Source organism: Pseudomonas sp. THAF187a, from assembly GCF_009363395.1.
Taxonomy (GTDB): Bacteria; Pseudomonadota; Gammaproteobacteria; order Pseudomonadales; family Pseudomonadaceae; genus Aquipseudomonas; species Aquipseudomonas khazarica.
Genome location: NZ_CP045349.1, coordinates 2984141 through 3002541, shown reverse-complemented (window position 1 = coordinate 3002541; position 18401 = coordinate 2984141). Strand labels below are relative to the sequence as shown.

Here is an 18401-nt window from a genome sequence, read left to right as displayed (position 1 = left end):
CGATTGATCGGGTTCTGACGCCCGGCCGTGGGACATACCACGACGGGCGCACTCTAGCCCGAGGGTTTCAGGATGGCAACCTAGTGTGGCGTAGTTGGGGTGCACCTCAGTGGTCGAGGTAGACGATCAGGATAGGTTCCGACCATACTGGCAGAAAAACATCGCCTGCAGCTTTCTTTTGATCGATCAGTGGATGAGATTTGATCCTGCACTGTCCCGTGAGTGGCATGGGGCTTGTTGGATATCCGCTCCGATTGGAGAGCAGCACCTCATGGGCGACTGTCAGGGAACATCGGCAGCTAGGGAAGTGCCAAAGCCACTTCTCCTGCTCTGGTTTACAGACGCAAGAGGCATCATGTTCTGTTTAGTGAAGGATTCCGAAAGAGATGGCCTGTGTAAGCTTGTGCGCAGTGAGGGCACGCGAGCCTTGGTTGAATATTTCGATTACCCAGGGAGCAATGGCCGGTGCCGTAGGGAGGTCCCATTTTCTTCAATCAGGCCCAAGCGATTGGGACGTAACACCCGAGTCTTAACCTACGACGAATTGAGCGACCAGTGGCGCATCGGCCGGGTGCGCGAGGACGATGGGGAGGGCGTAGAGGTCCGCTTGGCCGACAAGGTTGATGTCTATCTCGACTACGATCAGGTGTTCGTCCGATGGAAGCACCCGATTCAGGATCCAGTCGACTTCCTAAGTAACTTCGTTACCGAAACCCCGCTCTTCGCCGAGGCGCGTTCCGGATTCTTAAGGAATTATCTTGAGCAGAGAGGTAGTGCGTTTGGCATTTCTGCCCTGCTTTCGTCTTCCATTGAATTGGAGTCGCACCAAGTCGATGTTATTCGACGTGTTTTGACCGATCACTCCCAGCGTTATCTTCTTGCGGACGAGGTCGGCCTCGGAAAGACCATCGAGGCAGGCGTAATTATCCGTCAAGCTGTGCTCGACGATTTACGTAACCATCGAGTACTCGTGCTGGTCCCGCATGCACTGGTTACCCAATGGCAGGATGAGTTGATCATTCGGTTTGGGCTTGGTGAATTCATCGGCGAATCGGTGTTCGTACTGGCGCAGGAAGATAACGCTCAATTGCGCGATGTGCTGCCCAACCTATCTATGCTTGTCATCGACGAGGCGCATCACTTGGCTGATCCTCGTGCAGGCGAAGCTACGCAAGAGTTGTACCGTGTAATTAGCGATGTGGCGCAGCGTACTGATCGTTTGTTGCTTCTATCGGCGACGCCCATTTTGCGCAACGAGCCTGGCTTCCTCCGGATGTTGCATCTATTGGATCCAGTGGTTTACCCGCTAGATGACCTAGAGAGTTTTCATGCCAAAATCGTCAATCGGCAGGCTCTCGCTGAAGCGGTTGCTGCCTTAGATCCAAGCAATTCATTTTTCATGGATGGTGTGCTTGATGATTTGATCGAGCGAATTCCGAATGACTCGCGCTTGGTGCAATTAGCAGGGGTACTCAAGGAGAAATTACTAGAGTTGCCGGATGAGGATGATCCGGAATTTTGCTCTGCTGTACGGCACCTGCGAGCTCATATCTCTGAGACTTATCGCCTTAATCGTCGCATTCTGCGCAATCGACGTAGCCAGGTTATAGGGCTAACTCCCGAACGCAAAGGAGTCCAAGTCTGGAAGGTCGAAGATTCTGCAATGGCGCGTCTCGAATCAGTTCTGGAGGACTGGCGTGTTAGTGCTTCATTGTCGATCTATCAACAAGATAACGTTGCCGCACGGACGCTGGGAGCGTTCTACTGGAGCGCGGTTTGTGCTCTTTTTGAAGATCTAAGTGGCCTTCGTCGGCTTTGTTTGGAACGCCAACGTGGTATCGGGAGCGATTCGATCTCGTCTTTTGCTGGAGAGGAGGGACTTCTCGAGGCGGTCATTCGTGCGATTGACAACGATGAGTGGATGGCGACCCGACTCGATCAGTTGTATAGGGGGATACGATTGCTGCCGGAGTCGACTAAGGCGGTGGTCTTCTGCAGCAATGAAACCGTAACAGATAAGGTCTTTGCTTACCTAAAAAGCAACGGAATCTACACGGTCCGACACAATATTAATATTGATGAATCTACTGAGGCTAGTTGGCGAGATTTTCTAACTGATTCCTCGATTCGAGTCATCGTCTGCGACCAAAATACGGAAGAGGGCATCAACCTGCAGGGCGGGAACAAGGTCTTGGTGCATTTTGATCTCCCACTACAGCCCAATCGAATCGAGCAGCGTATGGGGCGTGTTGACCGCTATGGCGCTGGCAGTTCGATTCAGTCCTACGTTCTGCTCAATGAATGTGCTCCTATGCAAACAGCATGGTTTGGCATTCTCGACCAGGGATGGGGCATCTTCAACCAGTCTATTTCTAGCCTGCAGTATTTGGTTGAGGCAGAGTTAGGTGATTTGAAGGAGGCAATGATTCATGGCGGCGCAGAGGCACTTGGCGCGCTTCGTGAACGATTGACTGGCCCCACTGGCCTAGTTGCCCGCGAACTCAAACTGATTGACCAGCAAGACGCACTGGATCAGTTGTCACCTGTGCCTGAAGCGGAGTTGGACGAACTGTTCGAAGTCGACTCGGACTGGAGGACCATACGGGATACAATGATGTATTGGATTGAGCACACCCTTCTGTTCCGCAAGGTAGTCGAACAGATTCGTCCCGGTACCCAACTTGTAGACGAACCATTCCGATTTCATTACTTCTCGCCGGATGGTGACAAAAAACCGCCAACCCTCATCTCTTCGTCAGGGTTCATCGGAGACTTTTTAGGTGCCATTGACTTTGATGCACCTGGCAGTCGTTCGACTCGGCCGCAATCATATCCATACGTTGTACACCGTCCCACTGCCGTTAGGCGCAAGGTTCGCCCGCTACGTTACGGTACAGAGTTTATTGAGGCCATCAAATCGTTTTCTGAAGCGGACGACCGAGGTCGCAGTTATGCAATGTGGCGGCAAGTGTTCGACCATTTCCCGTCTTCAGAAATTCGACTCTGCTTCCGTTTTGACTTTGTGATCGAATCTTGCCTGGACGCAGCAGTTGCAGTTCTGACTGCCAACCAAAAACAGTCGAGCGAAGCAGCAAGAGCAGTTCTGGCAAGACGCGGAGATTCCCTGTTTGGCCCAACGGTGATGCAAGTCTGGGTGGACGAGGACGGAGATGAACTGTCGGAGGATTTTATTGAGCGCTTTTTGATGCCTGAGTACGCAAAGCGGGGCGGAAATGGCTACATCGACAAGAATCTTGAGACACCTTACTTCCGTGCTTTTCGTAGGATGGCGCCGGATACTTTCACTAATTGGAAGGAGCGCTGCGAACGGATGCGTGACCGTGCGCTGGCCATCATGAGGGCTAAGCCAGAATTGAAGGAGCGGCAGCGGAGCGCGCTGGATCGGGCACTGGCCGAAGATGAAGTTCGTTACGCCCAGTTGCAGGCTCGTATCCAGTCTTTGCAGGGGAGGGAGGCGGAAGCTGAGGCTCGCCAACTCAAACTCGAGCAGGCGCTTAACGAAGCGGTTCACGGCGGCATAACGTCACCTTCGGTGAAGGTCGACGTCGCAGGCGTGGTTTTTCTGACCAGCGAACCTGTATCAATCATCCAGCGCCACGTTCAGGAAGACGCATGAGTTTCGGTTTCGATGAGTTGCAGGCTGTCCTCGCGGCCTGGCCGATTGTTGATGCTTGGCCGGAGAAGGTAGATGACAGCCTGCTGGACCGGATCTGCCAAGTACTGGATACGGCGCAAGCCCAGCGCGGTAATACAGCATGGCATGCTGACTTGCAGCCTTTGTTACGACAACTTTTGCTCCGAACCAGCGACGGCGTGGGCAAAGGTATGAGGCTGCGTGTGCCTGCCGGTAAGGGGTGGCCCGATCGAGCGAGTTGGGCCAACCATGGGATGGATGCGACAGAGGCCGGGTCCTCTGCCTATCTGCTGGCAGCTCGCGAGTGGCATCCAGAGTGGCTTGGTAGTGGGGAGCGTGGTGTCTTCTCGGATGCATTTTCCGATGTGAGAGTGCGCCAGGATATGAAATGCGAGGCCGACCCTTTCATTCGTGATTCCACGGGCTTCACCAACTATTCTTCCCCTGGACAACGAGAGGCGGTCCGCGCGGCCTTCTTGATACCCGAAGGCGATACCCTGATAGTCAACTTGCCTACGGGCTCTGGAAAAAGTCTGGTTGGGCAGGCACCAGCCTTAGTTAATAAAGAGGATGGTCATCTGACCATTTTCGTCGTGCCCACAGTCGCCCTTGCCCTCGATCAAGCTCGTGCTATGGGAAAACTATTCCAGAGTAATGGTCTTTCCCGACCAGATTGGCCATTGGCCTGGCACGGTGGCTTATCGAAAGAACAGCGTGCCGCGATTAGGCAGCGCTTGCGTAATGGTACCCAGCGAATTCTTTTCACCTCACCAGAGGCGCTCACTACCTCCTTGCTACGTGCCGTTTCGGATGCTGCTACAGCAGGCATGCTGCGCTATTTCGTGATTGATGAAGCACACCTCGTCACCCAGTGGGGCGACGAGTTCCGCCCGTCCTTTCAGGCCTTGGCAGGGCTGCGCCACAGCCTGCTTCGGTTGTCGCCGCGTGGTTTTCGTACCTTGCTAATGAGTGCCACTTTCACGGAGGAAACAGTGGACACTTTGGCGAGCCTATTTGGCCCATCTGAACGGGTGCAAATGGTATCGGCGGTTCATCTTCGCCCAGAACCGCAGTATTGGTTCTATAAGGCTTCTTCGCCGCAGGAAAAACAAAAACGCGTACTGGAGTCGCTGCGCTATGCGCCGCGGCCATTTATTCTTTACGTTACGAAACGTGAGGAAGTTGCGCAGTGGAACACCACGCTTCGTTGCAGTGGCGGCCTGCACCGCATTGCTACATTCGACGGCGGAACGCCTGACCGCGAGCGGAAGCGCATCATTGAGGAATGGGCTGCAAATCGCCTCGACGGTATCGTCGCGACTTCTGCTTTTGGTGTAGGCCTCGATAAAAGTGATGTGCGCACGGTAATCCATGCGACGATTCCGGAGACCCTGGACCGTTATTATCAAGAGGTGGGTCGTGGTGGTCGTGATGGCAAGTCGTCGGTTAGCTTACTTTTATTCGACGATAGCGACTGGATTCTTCCGGAACGACTCGCAAAACCTAAGATTATTTCCGATGAGCTCGGCTTCAGTCGTTGGAAGGCGATGTACCAATCGCGCCAACCAACTGGTGATGAGGCGTTGTGGGAAATCAATATCGACGCCGTGCACGAACGGTTGCGGGGGGGAAGCGAATACAACGTTAACTGGAATATGCGCACCCTCATCCTAATGGCGCGTGCTGGCCTCATAGCCCTCGACCTTGAGGTCAAGTGTGACGAGCAGGACGCGGACCCGGGCGAGGATGCTTCGTCGATGCTAGCGGCCATGGCGAATGTGCGCGTGCGCATCCTCAACGACGGCCATCAGATTCCTGAGGTTTGGGAAAGCTTGGTCACTGCCTCGCGTAACAATACGCTGGTGGCGGCTGAGCGGAACTTGCAAATGATGCGGCAATTGCTGCCGCAGTCCAGTGGGTTGGGTCAGCAGATTGGCCAAGAGGTGGGTGCCACTCTTACGCAGTTGTACCGTATTCGGTCGCCGCGATGGCCGGTCCAGGTTTCGCAGGTTTGCGGTGGCTGTCCGAGGGATCGCTTCGGCACTGAGAACAGCAGGCACTTTAGCGAGCCTGTGGTAGTGCCGGTGAGTCGCGTTTTGCCATCAACAATGAGACCCTGGCTGGATAAATTTCCTTGGGTGGACCCCACCTTTGCTTATGTCTTCTATGACGAAAGCCAGTCTAGGCAACAGATCCAACAGTCAATCCTGCAATTTGCAGGATGGTTGGTGCAGTCGTGCGGCGTACGCGAGTTGGCATCTCATCCCCTGACTGCTTTAGTGAGTCAGCCTGAGTGGGGGCGCCTATACCAGCGCACGCGAGATCGGGTGCTGCTACAGCGATCTCTTCAGGAGTCCGACCTGGAGCCGTATTCCCCTCTGGCACGATTAACAGTGCTGGAACCTGGCTCACGTCCGGAAACTCTCTGGGATATCCAGATGCTACAAAGACCTTTCCATATCGTGCTCTTGCCATTTGGTATGTTGGATCCTGTTAACCCTACACGTCGTCTCGCCGATGTAAGCCCGAATGCTTTGCATTTGGGCAACCTCACTCAAGTGATAAGTCAATGAGCATTCTCAATCGCGAAAATGATGGCCTACACCCGATAGTGCTGACTTTGGCCGGAATAGTCGCCCGAGAAAAAGTTATTTCTCGCGACGAGTTGATCAGCATTTGTGTCCCGCATGCCAGTTCCGAAATGGAAGCCGAAAATGATTCTGATAAGGGGAGGGGCAAGGCATTGGCTGCTCGGGCCCGTGCTACGTTGGCTCGCTGGGTTTCACTGGGGTTATTCATCGAGAATGATGACCAAGTTCGCTTGAGCGTCGACCTGGCGCGCGGGGAATCTACTGATGTATTTACCGATCGCCTGCCTAGCATTTGCCGAAGGCTTGCGTTGCAGCAGATGCATGCACTACCACTCTGGCCCTCAGATGGCAGTATCTCGGAAGAGGCAGTTGGGCGCACTGCTGACTTATGTCGTAGTTTAGCTTGGTGCTTGGCGCAGGATATATACGCGTTGCCAAGTGCGTATGATGAAATCGAAAGTTTGATTACAGCCCAAGTGCAGCCAGGGCGGTTCATTTTCTTGAATAGCACCCGCTGGCAGGGGTTTCGACCTTGGGCGAGATTCCTTGGTTTTGCTACTGGTGACGACTCCAGTTTTTTCTGCGATCCAACAGTTGCGGTGCGCGCAGAGTTGAAAGAGGTGATTCAAAAGAACGAGACGGTGCTCGCAGGCGAGTTCGTTTCACGCCTGGCGGAACGGCTACCGGTGTTGGATTCTGGTGATTATCGTCTCGAGGTAGAAAAGGTGCTGAAGCCTGAAACAGGGGTTGTACCCGCTGCTGGTCACTTGTCAACTGCGCTGTCATTCGCTTTGCGGCGTTTACAGTTACAGGGAGTGATCAGCCTAGTGTCATTGGCCGATGCTGGTTCAAAACTCACACTTGTTGGTCAAGGTGGACGTGCGTGGGAAAGCTTCACCCATGTTCGTCTACTGAGGGACACATTATGAGTCTGTTGAATTATTGGCCTACTGCTGAAGAGATTAATCTCTGCATCAACCACGAAGCGGAAGGTGCGCACGATGCTGTCCTTTTGGCGGTACACCAACCTTCACCTCTAAGTTACCGACTGGTTTCTTCGGGAAAGAGTATTGAGGCTAGTGAGGATGACCTCTTCAAGTACCTGATGACGAAAGATGTGCCATCCGGTTCTCATGTGGTGCCCATCACCGGAGCCTCAGGTGTCGGGAAGTCACACATGGTACGCATGCTTGCAGCGCGTCTGCAAAACGTGAACGCAGATAGTCGCTACGTCATTATTCGTATTCCGAAGAGTGCCACCCTGCGGCGGGTGGTGGAGTTGATCCTGAATGAGTTGCCAGGTGAAGATTACGCATCAGTTAAGGCTGAGTTTGCTAAGGCGTTTACTGAAGAAATTAATATCGCAACTGCAGTTATTAGATTTCAAGGGCAACTAGATATTGCTCTGGGTGAATTGGCGAATGAACTGCATGCTCAGCTTAAAGCTAATCCTAGTAATATCCTGCTGAAAGAACGTGTCGGACACGCAAGAGCGCTGCCTAAGTTTATGGGTGATCCTGAGTTAGTCGACTATTTTCGCAGCAAGGTATTTACTAAAATTGTCAAACGCGCCATCGCTGGACAAAGTCAGGCCGAGCAGGAAGGGCAGGTTGAGGATTTTCAGGCCGACGACTTCCTTCTGCCGGACTCAATCGATATCACTAAGGCTGCGTCAACGACTCAATCGTACTATGTTCGTACCCTTCAGTTGCGCGAAGGCGAGGGTAGACGCGTTGCTGCACGACTACTCAATGAGAGCAAGGTTGTCGACCAGGCTATTCGCCAGTTATTTAGCCTGCATCAATCTCTAGGTGGTATGACATTGCAAGAGGTCATCCTTGAGATTCGCCGTCTACTGCTCCAACAAGAGCGTGAGTTGGTGATTTTTGTGGAGGACTTCAAGGCGCTGACTGGCATTCAAGACACGCTGCTCAATGTACTAATCCAGGAGGGCGTGCGTGACGGTGTCAGGGAGTTTGCTACGATGCGCTCAGTTATAGCCGTTACTGACGGCTATTTAGCAGGCCAAGACACGATCGCAACACGCGCGAAACGCGAGTGGATTGTGGAAAGCCTACTGTCCAGTCCCGAGGAAGTCTTTCGCCGAACCAAGGCACTGGTAGCTTCGTACTTAAACGCAGCGCGCTGGGGCTACCATAATTTGATGCACCACTTTGAGATAAATGGTGGTTTAAGTGACCGGCAAAGTTCATGGATTGAACCGTATACTGCTCCTGATGACGCCAGTGATATCGCTGTTTTGACTGCTTTTGGGAAGGAAGTTGAGATTCCACTATTCCCCTACACCGAGCAAGCCATCGAGCAGTTGGCGCGGTCTGCGCTCACCAGAAATAATACCCTGATTTTCACGCCGCGCTTCATTATTGATAATGTTCTGCGTAGCGTACTTTTGCCTGGCCGCCCCGCTTTTGAACGTGGGCAGTTTCCGCCGCCAGATATTGATGCGCCGGGGACGAATGCGGAAGTCTCACAATGGCTGTCTTCGCTTCCAGTGTCGGAAGAAATGCGAGAGCGGTACCGGCGCGTTGTGGCGATCTGGGGTAATTCTCCGCGTACGCCAGCGGATATTGGCCATATCCCAAAGGAGGTATTTGATGCCTTTAAGTTGGATAGGCCAAACATCCAATTCACCCCTAAACCGATACCTGAGCAAATCCCGAAAGACAAGCCCAGTCAGTTGTCTATTGACTCACCGCCCAGACCGGATGACGCCTCCTTGATCGAGGCCCTCGAGAGGTGGGTTCAGAATGGGGAACGCCTTAACCAGACGGTAGCTAATCAAATTAGGCAATCGATCGCGACAGCTATCACTGAGCGAATTGACTGGTCTGCTGAGCGCGCTATCAAGTCGCCAATCAAGGCCAAGCAGATATCAATTCCGAATGCTCTTGGAGAAGGCAACCTTGATTCTGACCCAATCAAGGTGGCAGATGATCATTCCGACTCGACCGGACAATTGCGCTCTGAACTGGCAGCAGTGGTCCGTTTAATTCACCTAAATGGCGGCAAAGTAAATTATGTAGGTAGCGATGATGATTTGGTTAGGATCGGCAATCTTACGGATCGATTGATGCCACAGGCGTTAGCGCTCGTACGCGCTAGCATTCGGCAGAAACTCGGCATGGCAGTACGATTGCTATCCACAAATAGCCGAATTCTCGGTCTTATAGAACGTTACCGTACACCGGCCAGCCTTGCTGCATTTCTATTCGGATCTCGAAATATTTCCGTGCGCCCGCCCGGATCGGCACCTGCTGAATTTGCTGAATGGCGCGCTTTGCAGGAGCAGGCATTACGGATACGCCCTGACTTGATCCAGTTTGTTGCATCCTACTGCGGCAGTTTCCAAGGCGCTGGCAGGACGTCCTATGCCATTGATATGGTGCGGGTGACGGATTGCTTGCTGCCAGAGGGCGATACGACGAATCTAAACTCCCTCGACTTGGGTTCCACTGAGTTGAAGCAGGCGCTGGCGATGATGAGCGAAGCGCGTGTAAAGGCTCAGGCACGCAAAGTATTGCAGGGTGCAAGTAACATCCGAACCAGACTGGTCGCAGAGTTGGGTGAAAACTTTGATAAACAAGAGGTTGCAGAAGAGCTCAGGGCACTAGCAGAGCAGTTGAGGGCGTCTGGTGTTTGGAATTCGGACGAGATCGGTATTGCCCATCCGGCTTTCAAAAGTTTGTGCGAGGATTTCCGCAGCGCAGCTTTGCGAGAAGCACTTTCTATGCTTGCTAGTTCGGTAGAAGGGGACGAAGGGCAGAGTGATGACCAGTTAGTCAGCCGCATGGGGCGATTTGATATTCATCCACTCATCGTGGCGTCGCGATTTGCAGAAGCGGCGCGAAAAGTGGTGCGGGCCTCAGACAAGCGCGCCAGTGGGTTGGAAGTGCAGTTTCAGGGGGTGGACCCGCAGGAGCAGACTAGTGAGATTCTAAGCTTATTTGAAAGCCTAGCGAATGAAATAGATTCACTGGTAGTGGAGGGAGAAACTGCATGCTCTTAAACGATGCACGGAGTGTTCGCGAGCGTTTGATGCGTGTAGAGGCTGCCAGCAGCGGTATTGAGGAAGCAGAGGCTTTGAGGGCCAAGCGAAGTGAACTACAGGCGCTGACAGATCGAATCATAGCCTTGGCGCGTCGTAATGCCATGCTCCGGGAAATGAGAGTGCTGCTTACTCCGGTTCCTGGTGTTGACAAGGTAAAGCAAGTGATCAACCAGATCAGTGCTCGCTTTGCCGAGTCGCCGAAGGCTGCCACTTTGGTAGAAAAACAACGCTGGAGCAAACTGGTATTGACGCTCACCGAGTTCACCGCCTCGGCAGAGGCTTTACAGAAACAGGATTGGAAGGTCTACTTCAGTAGCAAGTTGTTTGCTGGAGTCCCTCCCGAACAACGTAAGCAGACTATCGTTCAGTCTCTGCCGGAAAACCAAAAACGTTTAGAGCGCTATACATGCTTGTATCAGCGTTTTAATCAATACCGTAATAGCATCCCTAGTACTATTGAAGCTCTGAGGGAGGTTCATGCGCACTCCGATGAGTTGGCCACTATTCGGTTTCTTGAGAATGACGACATTCCAATACCGGTAAAGGCTTTCTTCGACGCAACCTCCTCGTGGAGTGGAGCGGATCTCGACTTCCTGACTCAGGAAGTTATTGAGTGGCTGCGCACGAATAACATGCTAACCAACTACGTAGTGCGGGCACGCTAATCGAACGGAGTCATCTTGGAAGCACGCGAACGTTTTCTTGCTTCGGTGTTGGATAGCATCGAAGAGCGTGAAGTAAGGCTGCTGGCTTGGGGCATCGTCGATGGTAACTTCAGTCATGAAGAAATCAGCGATTTGCTCAATCCCCTGATTGACACTGCCATAAGTGCTGGCCTCGAGGATTTTTTCTCCGTCGAGAAGGTCCTTGCGGAACTACTGCAGCGCAAATGGATAACTGAGGTGCCCAGAAATGGTGGCGCCACAGGTTACCGATCACGCATGGCGGAAACCGTGCGCTTACTTCAGCGCTTGCGGCAGTTGTTTCCGAAACACGCAGGGCCCACCGGATGGCAGCATGCACCTAACTTAGTCGCCGACTTTCGCTTTCTGCGTCGTCGCCGTCGCTATCCGGCGCGTGACATCTCCGTAGAAGAGGCTTTGCTCATGATCGGCGAAGTGGCCTCAAGTCCAGCGCTGTTGGCGGCTGTACGAGCCCTGCTAATGCCATCTGGCCGTATGCTCAGTCTGTCCGGCTTTCAAGTACGTGCGGCGGAGCGCATATTGCGTGGTATCGAAACAGGTGTGGAGTTGGCGACCATCGTTTGCGCGGGTACTGGCAGTGGTAAGACGCTTGCCTTCTATGTACCGGCCTTAGCGTCGATCTATCGTCATCTGTTGATGGATGGAAAGTCTAAGCGCTGGGTTAAGGCGATCGCTATATATCCTCGAACAGAGTTGCTCAAAGATCAACTTCGTGAAGTCTTTCAGCGGATACGTTGCCTACAAGCCGGTGTGCCACAAGAGGACAAGGTGTCGTTTTGCGTCGGGGCCCTCTATGGTGATACCCCGCATTCCGCAAAGTTCTGTGATTGGCCAAAAATAGGTAATGATCGAGTTTGCCCGACTCTTGCGTGCCTCGACTGTGGCGGCGAGTTGCGGTGGTTGCACAGGGATCACAGCGAGGGTCGCGAACGATTAGTTTGTGCCTGCTGTGAATCGGTGTTAGATGGCTCCGTCTTCCCGCTCACTAGGGAAGCGCTTAAAAGCTCCGTACCGGACATCTTGTTCACCACTACCGAGATGCTAAACCAGCGCCTCTCGGACAGTTCGATGATGCATCTTTTTGGCGTTGGACCCAAGGCACTGCATGCACCAGAACTAGTGTTGATGGACGAGGTACACACTTACGAGGGCAAGCATGGCGCTCAAGTGGCTTACCTAATGCGGCGCTGGCAACGTCTGCTTGAGCAACCGCTGCGCTTTGTGGGTTTGTCGGCGACCCTGCGAGAAGCATCGCAGTTTTTCTCCGCGCTAACCGGTTGTCGCCCTAACCTCGTAGATGAAGTGTCGCCGCGTGCTGATGAGATCGAATTCGAAGGCGCCGAATACATGATTGCCCTGCGCGGTGATCCGGTGTCTCGCACGGCACTGCTTTCCACTACCATCCAGGCTGCCATGGTGTTGCAGCGCTGCCTCGATCCCAAATCTGCGCGACTGGAAAAGTCGGTCAGCCACGGTGCTTTCGGCCAACGCACCTTCGTCTTCACTGACAACCTAGATGTGATCAATCGTCTGTATTTCGACTTACTCAGTGCAGAGGGGCGTAATAGCTATGGTGACCCGGACATGCGTCATGCGCCTGATGGTGGCCTGGCGGTGCTGCGCGAGGCCGGACCGTCACTCTTGCGTTATGCCAACGGGCAAGATTGGCGCTTCTGCCAAGACTTGCATCAGGGACTCAAGCATCGCTTGGCGGTAAAGCGGGTTAGTTCCCAGGATCGTGGTGTTGATTCCGACGCAGACGTTATTGTTGCCACCGCCGTGCTGGAAGTGGGATTCGACGATCCAGTCGTCGGCGCGGTGATTCAGCATAAGGCACCGCGCGGTATGGCGGGGTTCCTGCAGCGAAAGGGGCGTGGCGGCCGCACACGTAATATGCGTCCCTGGACAGCGATCGTGCTGTCTGACTATGGCCGCGATCGTGTTGCTTACCAAAGTTACGATTTGCTGTTCGACCCGGAATTGCCGGTCCGTACACTCCCCTTGGCAAATCGATACATTACCCGCATGCAAGCGGTGTATGCCACGATCGATTACTTAGCACTGCGACTGCAGGATGCTTCTGCAGGCAGCGTTTGGAGCGACCTGAGCGGTGGCCAAAAATTCAATGCGCATCGGCGCCAGCGCTTGGTACGCGAATTAAGAAATATTCTTGAAACCGAAACGGGCACCCGACGCCTCTCAGACTATTTACGCCGAGCGCTTCGCCTTTCAGATGAAGAATTATCGGCAATCTTGTGGGAGTACCCGCGACCGCTTCTGACAACCGTGTTACCGACTGCGCTCCGTCGCCTAGCGACTAATTGGAGTGCAAACGGTAACCCGCAACAGGACTACCAAGCATATAACACTCCATTACCGGACTTTATTCCAGGTTCTCTTTTCGCTGACCTCAACTTAGCGGAGGTTGTCATCGATCTGACAGATCCGCACTCGACAAGCCCTTTAAATACTTCAGTGATGTCAGTGTTCGCTGCAATGCGCGAGTTCGCACCTGGACGCGTAAGTCGGCGCTTCGGTGTGCGCTATCGTACTGAGCGGCATTGGATCGCACCGTCGCCGAACGTCCAAAGTGAACCGGGCATTAGCAGCGATATCTTCGGCCTTGATATCGACGCAATAGGCAGTCACGAGCCGTTAGGGGAGTATCTGGTACGCCGCGGTGATAAAACGGTAGCGCTGCCAGTATATCGTCCGGTGCGTTTGGCACCGCAATCACCTCCTACGGAAGTGAAAGATTCGTCGAATGCCTCGTTGGAGTGGCATAGTCAGATTATCGCCACCATCGAGCCAAATTGGTTGACGCCGCCCCTCGGCAGCCTGTGGGCAAAGATCGTCACCCGTATCGGCTTTTTCACGCATTCACGCCATGCACCAGTAGAGATACGACGCTTCGCAGTCGGCGCTTCAGCGGAGATTACTGTCGGTTCGGAGAGGGTTCGGGCCGATACGTTGTTCCAACGTGAAGGCCAGTCGGTGGGCTTGGGGGCGCAATTTTCCGCCGACGGAATGGTGTTCCAGGTCCTAGTACCCACGAACTTGCATTTACGGCAGCAATCTGAAGATGGGGCGAAGTGGCGTGCTTTACGCAGTGCCCGCTTCATCAACCTTGCGTGGCGAGGTGAGCGATTAGCCATGATACGTAGCCCATTCATGCGCGAGTGGTTAGCTCATATCTATCTGTCTGCCCTTACCTTTGAAGCGATAGTAAGGCAGATCAGCTTGGCTGAGGCCGATGCCTCCATTCGATACGGTCAGGCTTCGATTTCGCTACCGGACGTGCTGAGCCTTCTATTCCAGTCGCAAGTGGTCGAAGTACATGGCGACGACATGACGACAGGTAGCCCGGATAAGCTACGGCAGGAGTTGGACGCGTATCTGCGTGACCCCATTGTGACTGCGGAATTGCATGGATTTGGTGCCATGCTTTGGGAACCGATCGACTCCAGTTGGGAGCCGTGGCTACGCGGGGTCTACCATTCCACCCTTGCTGCTGCGCTTCTACGATCCATTACGGACCTATGCCCGAGTATCGATCCGGAAGATTTGACAGTGGACTTAGACCGCGGCCCCGCTTTTCCTGATCAAGCCGCTGGGTCCGATTCTCAAGTAATGGAGGCTTGGTTTACTGAGCGAAGTCCAGGGGGGAACGGACTGATCGAGGAGTTTATGCGGCGTTACGCGGAGGATCCGCGCCGTTTCTTCGCGACCGTGCGTGCCAATTTGGGCATGGGGGAGTTTGAGTTAATCGACCATCAACTCAAGCAAATGGTTACCGTGCTAGCTGAGGACGACGGTAGCGGCGCCTCGGGAAGCGCTGAACTGGTGCGCGAATTCCGTGCTGCTGACAGCCAAGAGGAAATGGCGCGGTCCTTCCGAAACTTACGTCGAACGCTGATGCAGGAAGGCTTCTCACCCTTCCACGGTTTTTTGGTTGCGCTTGGTAACCGAGTATTGCGGCCTGGATCCGGCGCTGCGACTGATCTTTACCTTTCCCGAGCACTAAGTCAGTGGCAAGGCGAGGAGATGCGTATAGGCATCGAGATTGATTTGCGCGTATTTAGCTATTACTTGAGTCAATCGGACGGAATTGACCGTGTCGTGTCCGATATCTGCTCATCGGCAGGTGGTGATCGCGTGGCCTGGCGCATTGGCGCTATTTCCGGCCTGCTGTGGCCCCGCGGTCGGGCGATACGTCAGTCCGCACTACAAATAAGGAATCCGTTCACTGAATTGCCCTTAATCGAGCGCCTGCTAGTTGCGGAGACGATCGGCGACGATCGCGCCTGCATATCAGTTCTGGACGCTGATTGGTTGGGACAGACTGCCGAGCAACTCACCAACGGCCGTCAGGTGACGCTGACCTGTCCTGAAGACGAACGTGCTCGTCTGGCTGCGGCGCTCAATACACTGGTAACCAATCCAATAGAGTCAGGCTATTTGCGTGCATACGCCCGCCTCCAAGGAATCCGTCAAACCCAATCCATGATAGAGGCTGATATTGAACTCGTTGAGGCAGTGCAATGAATATTCTCTACCGGCGAATTTTCAAGACGCAAACTACTGGAGTCACGACTATCCAGGAGTTGCTGCAGACCATGTTCGTGGCGGAGGTGTTGCAACCTGGCGACGAGATTTGGATCGTTTCTCCCTGGATCAGCAATGTTGTCTTGATCGACAATCGTTCCGGTAGCTTCGATGCCCTCAATCCCGAGTGGGGAAGGCGCGAGATCCGCCTCGCCGACGTGCTCGTGACGTTGATGAACCACGGAACGAGGGTCAACGTCGTCACCCGCAACGAAGCTAGCAACGATGCCTTCCGTACCCGGATTGCCGACCTGGTTCGTGAGTGCTGCCTGGAAGATCAGATAGACATACACATTCACGACCAATTGCATACCAAGGGCATTTTGCTCACGCGCTGCCTTTTGATGGGCTCAATGAACCTGACCTATAGCGGCATGGTGATCAACGACGAATGGGTCGAATACTCGCTCGACCAGCACGACCTTGGTCGCACCCGACTTGAGTTTGTCCGCTATAGGGGGGCGCATGATTTACTCCATTCCACCTAAGGAACAATTCTGGCTAGAGCGTTTCTTCTCAGGTCGCAATGCGCTGCACTGGGAAACCATAGCCGGCAGCAAAGCACCGGCGGCATGGCTGGAGCAGGTTGGCCCATGGATTGCTGCTTTTGTTAACCAAGACTCCAAATCACCTATTGTTTTACCTGTGTTCGATGCTGATGGTCCGTCTCAGTGGTATGCATTGGCTGAGAGTGAGGCCACGGCAGTCGCATTGGCGCAGGAACTGACAGCTGTTGTTGGCCCCAGTTATAGCGACTTCCGTGGACAACCGATTCAGGCCGCTAGTACTGACGAAATCGAATGCGCGCTGCAGGACCGTTTTGGCCGTTTCGTTTTCCGCATAGGGCCGGTGAATGCGGCGGCGCGTGGCGACATTACGCAAGCCTTGCAGTTGTATCTCAGTTTGCTGCGTCGTCGCCCAGAAATCCCAGACCGTACCCAACGTCCGTTCGGCAAGATTCGTGCGGAGTTCGATCGGGCGCTCTTGGTCGGCAACGAGGCGGATGCTCGATACTTATGCGACGAATTGATCGCTAGCGGTCGTATTGACGCGGAGCAGCACAAGTATTTGGAAATCCGCATGCTGGCCGGACTCGGCCGCCAGCATCAATTGGCACACAACTATTCGCTGATCAAGTCCGTTCTTGGTCTGTCGTTACCGGCCCAGACCATCGCTGACTTGGTCGAGGCGCTTTATTCAACCTATATCACAGCCATCGAGAATGATCCGAATGTCGACGCCATCCTGGCCGTATTTCGGGACGAAATTTCTCGGCACTTTGGCGCTCTGTTTCGGGAGCGGAAAGGAATACGTCAGCCCAATGTGCTGAAGGCCTTCCTGCTTTATGAACTAACACAGGATGAGCCAAATGTAGGTCGCTGCGAGGCCATTGCTGCCGCTTATCCGATCTCTGCAGGGCGCGAACTAATCGCGCGTTGGTCCAGTCGATTGGCGTCTGTTCAGCCGTCCGGGACTGATGCCTGTGTATTGGCAGGTCAGGCCTTGGTTGACGACGACTATGAGTTGGCCTCGCAGTTGTCGTTTGAAGCTTTCCCCGCAGCATGGACATATAGCGTCTTACTACGTTGCGCGGTGGAGTTGGGTGATGCTGAAATCACCCGACGGGTGCTTACGGCGATAAACACTGCATCCGAGGATGTGCGGGCAACCTGGACAAAGCGTGACTTGGCCAGGCTGCAGCAATTGCAGTCGGAGTCGGTGGACACCTCTGAGGTGCAAAAGGCTTCGCAAGAGAGGCCTGATACGAATTGGCTGACTTGGGTTCGCTATGTCGAAGCTGGCCGCTACGAGCGGCCACCACTGCAAATCCTTGAGGAAGCGCTCCTGCGCTGGAGCCCAGAGGCCTACGCTTTAGATCCAGAATCCTGCCGCCAGTTAGCCGAGAGGATCGGCAATGCTACTGGCGAGGCAGAGCATGTGTTTCGCGATGCCTTCGTGGCGTTAGTTGAGTTCTTTGTCGATCGCCAGGCTCATCCAGTGCGAGGATTCATACCTCTGTACTCAATGCTGATCCGCATCGTCGCATGGAGTGGGGTGGTTTCGGTCAATGAACTTGAACTGGCCTCTGTTCTCATGCAGGCGTTGATCAGCCTTGGTCCGTCGAAGGACGATTACGTCGAAGCACTCGATAGCTATGCGGAGATAGTTACAGCCAACAATGCACCCACTAACATCGACTGGGCGCTTAATGCGGCTGAAATACTGGTCTTACATGGCTCTCCTGACAGCGAATCGCGACTGCGCTTTTTTATGGCAGTTGTGGATATGGCACGCACCCACGCTCACCGCCTCAAGCCGGCGCAATATGCGATTCTGTCCCTGCTGGCAAAGGATTACGGTTGTGCCAATTTGCTGGAGGCCTTCCCCTTTAAGGAAGAAGATCATGCCGACACAGTTGCGCATGCAGACTTCGCCGGTCTAATCGGCATCTATACCCTAACTGAGCCAGCTGGGCAGCGCGCACGCCAATTTCTGCGAAAGATCTTACCTCTGGCTCGGGTGGAGGTGAACGCTGACCTGGTGGCAACCGAAAAGCTTAAGAATCTGGCGGCGACAGCCGACATCTTCGTGTTTGCCTGGAAGAGCAGTAAGCACCAAGCTTATTACGCTGCGAAGGAAGCCCGCGGCGACATGGAAACCCTTCTCCCTACGGGAAAGGGGAGTGCTAGCATTTTGGGCTGTGTCTTGAGCGAAATTGAGCGACATTGCTGAAATTTAGGATCGTAAAGATCCCAGTGCTACGCGCATTGTCGAGT

The 18401-nt window shown here is 53.9% G+C and carries 8 protein-coding genes; all 8 read left to right on the top strand.

Annotation, left to right across the window (positions count from 1 at the left end; translation table 11 throughout):
- Positions 1 to 193 precede the first annotated feature (193 nt).
- From dpdE to dpdD, 8 genes are read left to right on the top strand one after another with little or no spacing between them, the layout of a single operon-like run.
- A complete protein-coding gene (gene dpdE / locus FIV02_RS13950) occupies positions 194 to 3637 on the top strand; it encodes a protein DpdE (RefSeq protein WP_306085268.1) in 3444 nt (1147 codons plus the stop codon).
- On the top strand, positions 3634 to 6228 hold the full coding sequence (dpdF, locus tag FIV02_RS13945) for a protein DpdF (RefSeq protein ID WP_152488953.1): 2595 nt from the start codon (positions 3634 to 3636) through the stop codon (positions 6226 to 6228). The genes dpdE and dpdF overlap by 4 nt, the downstream gene beginning before the upstream one ends.
- Positions 6225 to 7175: a protein DpdG gene (gene dpdG, locus FIV02_RS13940; RefSeq protein ID WP_010791779.1), complete on the top strand. Its 951-nt coding sequence runs from the start codon at positions 6225 to 6227 to the stop codon at positions 7173 to 7175. Before dpdF ends, dpdG begins: the two co-directional genes overlap by 4 nt.
- Positions 7172 to 10273 carry a protein DpdH gene (gene dpdH, locus FIV02_RS13935; protein ID WP_152488952.1) on the top strand — a complete coding sequence of 1034 codons (3102 nt, stop codon included), beginning with the start codon at positions 7172 to 7174 and terminating at the stop codon, positions 10271 to 10273. Before dpdG ends, dpdH begins: the two co-directional genes overlap by 4 nt.
- Entirely contained in the window at positions 10264 to 10980 is a 717-nt protein-coding gene (gene dpdI / locus FIV02_RS13930) for a protein DpdI (RefSeq protein ID WP_152488951.1), read from the top strand. The genes dpdH and dpdI overlap by 10 nt, the downstream gene beginning before the upstream one ends.
- Before the next feature lie 15 nt (positions 10981 to 10995).
- A complete protein-coding gene (gene dpdJ / locus FIV02_RS13925) occupies positions 10996 to 15564 on the top strand; it encodes a protein DpdJ (protein WP_100222002.1) in 4569 nt (1522 codons plus the stop codon).
- Positions 15561 to 16112, top strand: coding sequence for a phospholipase D-like domain-containing protein DpdK (gene dpdK, locus FIV02_RS13920; protein ID WP_003121426.1), 552 nt, complete (start codon positions 15561 to 15563; stop codon positions 16110 to 16112). Before dpdJ ends, dpdK begins: the two co-directional genes overlap by 4 nt.
- Positions 16090 to 18357, top strand: a complete 2268-nt coding sequence (gene dpdD, locus FIV02_RS13915; RefSeq protein ID WP_152488950.1) for a protein DpdD — start codon at positions 16090 to 16092, stop codon at positions 18355 to 18357. The genes dpdK and dpdD overlap by 23 nt, the downstream gene beginning before the upstream one ends.
- Positions 18358 to 18401 lie beyond the last annotated feature (44 nt).

What these genes read in the sequence shown, in the direction of transcription:
- dpdH (WP_152488952.1), top strand. Translation starts at nt 7,172, where the DNA reads ATGAGTCTGTTGAATTATTGGCCTACTGCTGAAGAGATTAATCTCTGC.
- dpdK (WP_003121426.1), top strand. Translation starts at nt 15,561, where the DNA reads ATGAATATTCTCTACCGGCGAATTTTCAAGACGCAAACTACTGGAGTC.
- dpdG (WP_010791779.1), top strand. Translation starts at nt 6,225, where the DNA reads ATGAGCATTCTCAATCGCGAAAATGATGGCCTACACCCGATAGTGCTG.
- dpdE (WP_306085268.1), top strand. Translation starts at nt 194, where the DNA reads ATGAGATTTGATCCTGCACTGTCCCGTGAGTGGCATGGGGCTTGTTGG.
- dpdI (WP_152488951.1), top strand. Translation starts at nt 10,264, where the DNA reads ATGCTCTTAAACGATGCACGGAGTGTTCGCGAGCGTTTGATGCGTGTA.
- dpdF (WP_152488953.1), top strand. Translation starts at nt 3,634, where the DNA reads ATGAGTTTCGGTTTCGATGAGTTGCAGGCTGTCCTCGCGGCCTGGCCG.
- dpdD (WP_152488950.1), top strand. Translation starts at nt 16,090, where the DNA reads ATGATTTACTCCATTCCACCTAAGGAACAATTCTGGCTAGAGCGTTTC.